Source organism: Enterobacter cloacae complex sp. SHL022, from assembly GCF_049237785.1.
GTDB lineage: Bacteria > Pseudomonadota > Gammaproteobacteria > Enterobacterales > Enterobacteriaceae > Enterobacter > Enterobacter hormaechei_C.
On sequence record NZ_JBMKJH010000023.1, the window covers coordinates 1 to 3,438 of the forward strand.

The 3,438-nt window shown below is 62.2% G+C and carries 4 protein-coding genes; all 4 read right to left on the bottom strand.

Features of this window, described 5'->3' with window-relative positions:
• On the bottom strand, positions 1-1,360 hold a 1,360-nt coding region (locus tag ACOTZD_RS22805), incomplete at its 3' end, for an OmpA family protein (protein WP_421636375.1).
• A gap of 3 nt (positions 1,361-1,363) precedes the next feature.
• Positions 1,364-2,017 (bottom strand): type VI secretion system protein TssL, short form, encoded by a 654-nt coding sequence (tssL, locus tag ACOTZD_RS22810; RefSeq protein ID WP_045344095.1) that lies wholly within the window; start codon positions 2,015-2,017, stop codon positions 1,364-1,366.
• The gene (gene tssK, locus ACOTZD_RS22815; RefSeq protein ID WP_063401964.1) at positions 2,014-3,354 is read right to left on the bottom strand and encodes a type VI secretion system baseplate subunit TssK; all 1,341 of its coding nucleotides are present in this window, start codon (positions 3,352-3,354) and stop codon (positions 2,014-2,016) included. The genes tssL and tssK overlap by 4 nt, the downstream gene beginning before the upstream one ends.
• 13 nt (positions 3,355-3,367) lie before the next feature.
• On the bottom strand, positions 3,368-3,438 hold a 71-nt coding region (locus ACOTZD_RS22820), incomplete at its 5' end, for a hypothetical protein (RefSeq protein WP_373559891.1).

The following is a 3,438-nucleotide window of genomic DNA, read 5'->3' on the forward strand; positions in this document are numbered from 1 at the left end:
GCAGCTTCGTTGAGGCGGGTTTAAGCGCCCACTTTCCGGTATCGAACAGCGACATGCTGTCGAGGCGGACAGTCTGCGGCCCCTGCACGATTTTCTTAATCACCGGACGAAGTGGCGGCGGTGGCGTCCAGCTATTAATGGCGGCTTCTACCGGCGGGATCAGACGCATGCCCTGATACAGGCCGAGCCCGTAACGCAGTGGCTCGCCACGCAGCAGCCAGTCGTCCAGCAGGCGGCTGTCTGCCCGCAAACGCTGCTGCGCCTGCTGCTTCGGCTCAGGTGGCGTGCCGCTGAGACGGTGGTATACGGCAAGGTGGTCGCCCACGCTGCGCACCAGCCGCTGGTTGTTGATAAAGGAAGCCAGCATCGCCAGCGCAAGGAAGACAAAGCTGATACCCCCGGCCAGCCGCATATTCTGCATCCGGCGGCTGATGCCGTGGCGACGCGGCAGGTACGGCAGCAATACCTCCGGCAGCGGCAGTAAATCCGGTGCAAAGACAGGTTTCGGGCAAAGCGTGGTGATACCGGCTATCTGCTGCTGCCAGAGGTTATCCTCTGTTGCGGCGATCGGTGTCAGACAGATACCTGCCGCGCAGAGATTCAGCTGCGGAAGCTCACCCTGTCTGGCACTGAGTGGCCGGGTGAGGTGGTGCGCCATCAGCGCCAGTATGCTGTCCAGCCACAGCGTGTCATAAAGGCGTGAGGCGCGGCTGCCGCTCTCCCACTGCCAGTCCGTCACCGGCAGGGCGACATGTCCGTTCTGCCGCACCCGCACGCCCGGTAACTCCGGTGTGACGGTAAACCACTGCGCCTCTTCTTTAGAGTGAAGGTCAGGTGGCGACACCCAGGCCACGCTCCATACCGGCGGAACACCGTTCAGCCAGTTCCGGCACTGCGTAATACTGCGTCGCCAGCCACGGAGCGTCTGCGCCAGTGCCTCTTCCGACGTCTGCTGTTCCGGTATCAGCGCCAGCAATACCGAGACCTGCGACACCAGCGCCGGACGGACAGCCGCCAGATGCTGCGCCAGCAGCGGCAGCTGTTCTGCGTTTTGCGCGTGTATGTACCAGCCCTGACGGGTTTCACGATAAACGGTATCGGGAGGGAACAGGCTGGTCGTATCGCCGCAGGCCAGCACCACCGCACCCTGAAAATCTTCCGGGGGCAGGACATGCTCCGTTACCGGTATGACGAACTGGCGACGCCGCCACCGGTGCCATAGCGCCGCGCCGCAGACCAGCAGAATACAGATGCTGAGCACAGAACGGCTGACGGTGGAAAGCGGCCAGAAACCCACGACCAGCCACAGGGCAAGGACAGCAGCAAACAGTGTGAGTAGCGTTCGGGTGAGTTGACGCATCCGTTATCCCTGCCCCGCAATCTGCGCCACCATCTGCGACAGCACAGAGGAGAAGGTGAACCACAGCGCCGCCAGCACCACCACGCCCGCCGCCCAGCCCAGCCAGTACATCCGGCGTCCGCTGCGCAGGCGGGATGCCCTGACCACCACAGGCGTTTCCTGGGTCAGCGCAAACGGCGGTACGCGCTCACTGAGCGCGCGCACCACATCCTCACGCCGCTCATCATCCTGCGTGCGGTACTGACCGGTGAAGCCCAGTTGCAGAGTGCGGTACATACAGGTCAGCACTGCCACATCCGGCGCAGGTTCGCGCAGGGCCGTACGGATACGCTCCCATAGCTCTTCTCCTGCATTCAGGGTACGGAAAAATCGCGCCTGAAGTGGGTCTTTTCGCCACTGCCGGTAACCGTCATCCTGTTTATCCCGGTTCAGCACGCTCTCATCCATCAGGGCGCAGTACGCATACAGCATATGTTCGCAGGACGTGGTGCTGAACCCGGCTTTGTTCAGTGATTCACGCGCGGCGTTCACCCACCGGCAGGCCCGTCGGTACAGCGCTTCGCCGTCCTTTACCTCCTGGCCGCTGCGCAACTGGCTGACCATCAGCCAGCCCGGATAAAACGTTTTGTTTATCAGGTCAATGTCGGCATCGTTCATGAGCGCAGCACCGCAAACAGTTCAAGTTTCACCTCACCGAGGGAGCCCGGCGTATAGAAGGTACAGTTCCCGGCTTCCAGCATGGCACGAGCAGCATCGGTGGACAGATCCAGCGCGAAATACTGATTTTCCAGGCGCAGCGGGATGGCCGCCGGAACGTGACTCAGCGGTTTAATCACCATCCCGCTCAGGGCGATATTCACCACCTCAGAGACATCATCGTGGCTGCCCGCCTTGCACAGTTGCGGGAAGCGCGTCTGGAGTTCGTGGTTTGGCATGGCGGAGCGCACGGAGAGATAGAAATCGGCCCCTTCACGCAGCCTCGCGTCGTGCAGCTTCCCGCGCCAGATTTCCCGGTCTTCGCCCTGTTTCAGTTCAATAGCGATCACGCGCGACGGCAGACTGGCTTCAAGGAGACTATCAAGCAGGGTAAAAAGCGGCGGGAACACCGTTTCCGGCGCGTCATGCCGATAGGGGGGAATGGCGTCCACATCATGTTCAAGCGAAAAGGTCAGCAGGCTGCCGGCAAGGCGGGCCAGCTCGCGGTACAGCAGTTCCGGATGGCGGGACGGCGCCTGGTGCAGCTCCGTCAGTACCGGCTCAACGCTGTTGAGGGCGTTCAGCAACCAGAACAGCGATACATCGGCCACCGCGAAGTCCGCCATCCGCTCGTTGCTTTCACGGCGCATTGCCATCAGGCGCTTACGCCGGGCCGCAAGGCGGTGCAGCAAATCACTCAGTTCGCTGAGCAGTAGCGGGCTGGCAGATAAAGAGAGCAGCGGCGGAATAAAGCTCCGCTCCAGTACCCACTGCCCCTGCGCGTTTCGCATCAGTCTCGCCACCGGGCAGGTAAGCCAGGCGCTGTTTTCCTGAGTCGACAGCCGCAGCGTCAGGGCATGACGAAGTACCGTCAGTTCACTGCGCTCATGCCCGGCCAGTTCCTGCACCGTCACCCGTTCAGACTGCCAGCGGCGCGGACGGGCACTGTCCTGCCCGTCATCCAGATTACCGCCGTTGGCGCTGAGGAGTGGCAGACACAGCAGCACTTCAACTGCATCACTCCCCGCCGCTGATAAATCACAGACCGGCGGCAGGTTATCCGCCAGATCTGTGTCCACCAGCGTACCATCCGCAAAGCGCACGCAAAGCCGGGTGGCATTCAGCCGTGAAAGGGCCAGAGCGCCTTCGTCGAACTCCGCACACAGCACACCCCACGGGTTCGCCAGCGCCATCCGGGCCACGGTGTCGGCCACATGTGCATCCCAGCGGGCCTGCTGCTGGAACTGCTGCGGGGCCAGGAAGGCCCCGTCTTCCCATAACGGACGATAAATTTTCATCCCTGCTACCGCCTTACGCTTTCGCTTTCGGCATCTGGCTCACCAGAGACAGGTTCACATCCATGCCTTCCACCTGGAAGTGCG

Bases quoted from the DNA above. Each gene is read 5' to 3' on its own strand.
- tssK (WP_063401964.1), bottom strand. From the start codon at position 3,354: ATGAAAATTTATCGTCCGTTATGGGAAGACGGGGCCTTCCTGGCCCCG.
- tssL (WP_045344095.1), bottom strand. From the start codon at position 2,017: ATGAACGATGCCGACATTGACCTGATAAACAAAACGTTTTATCCGGGC.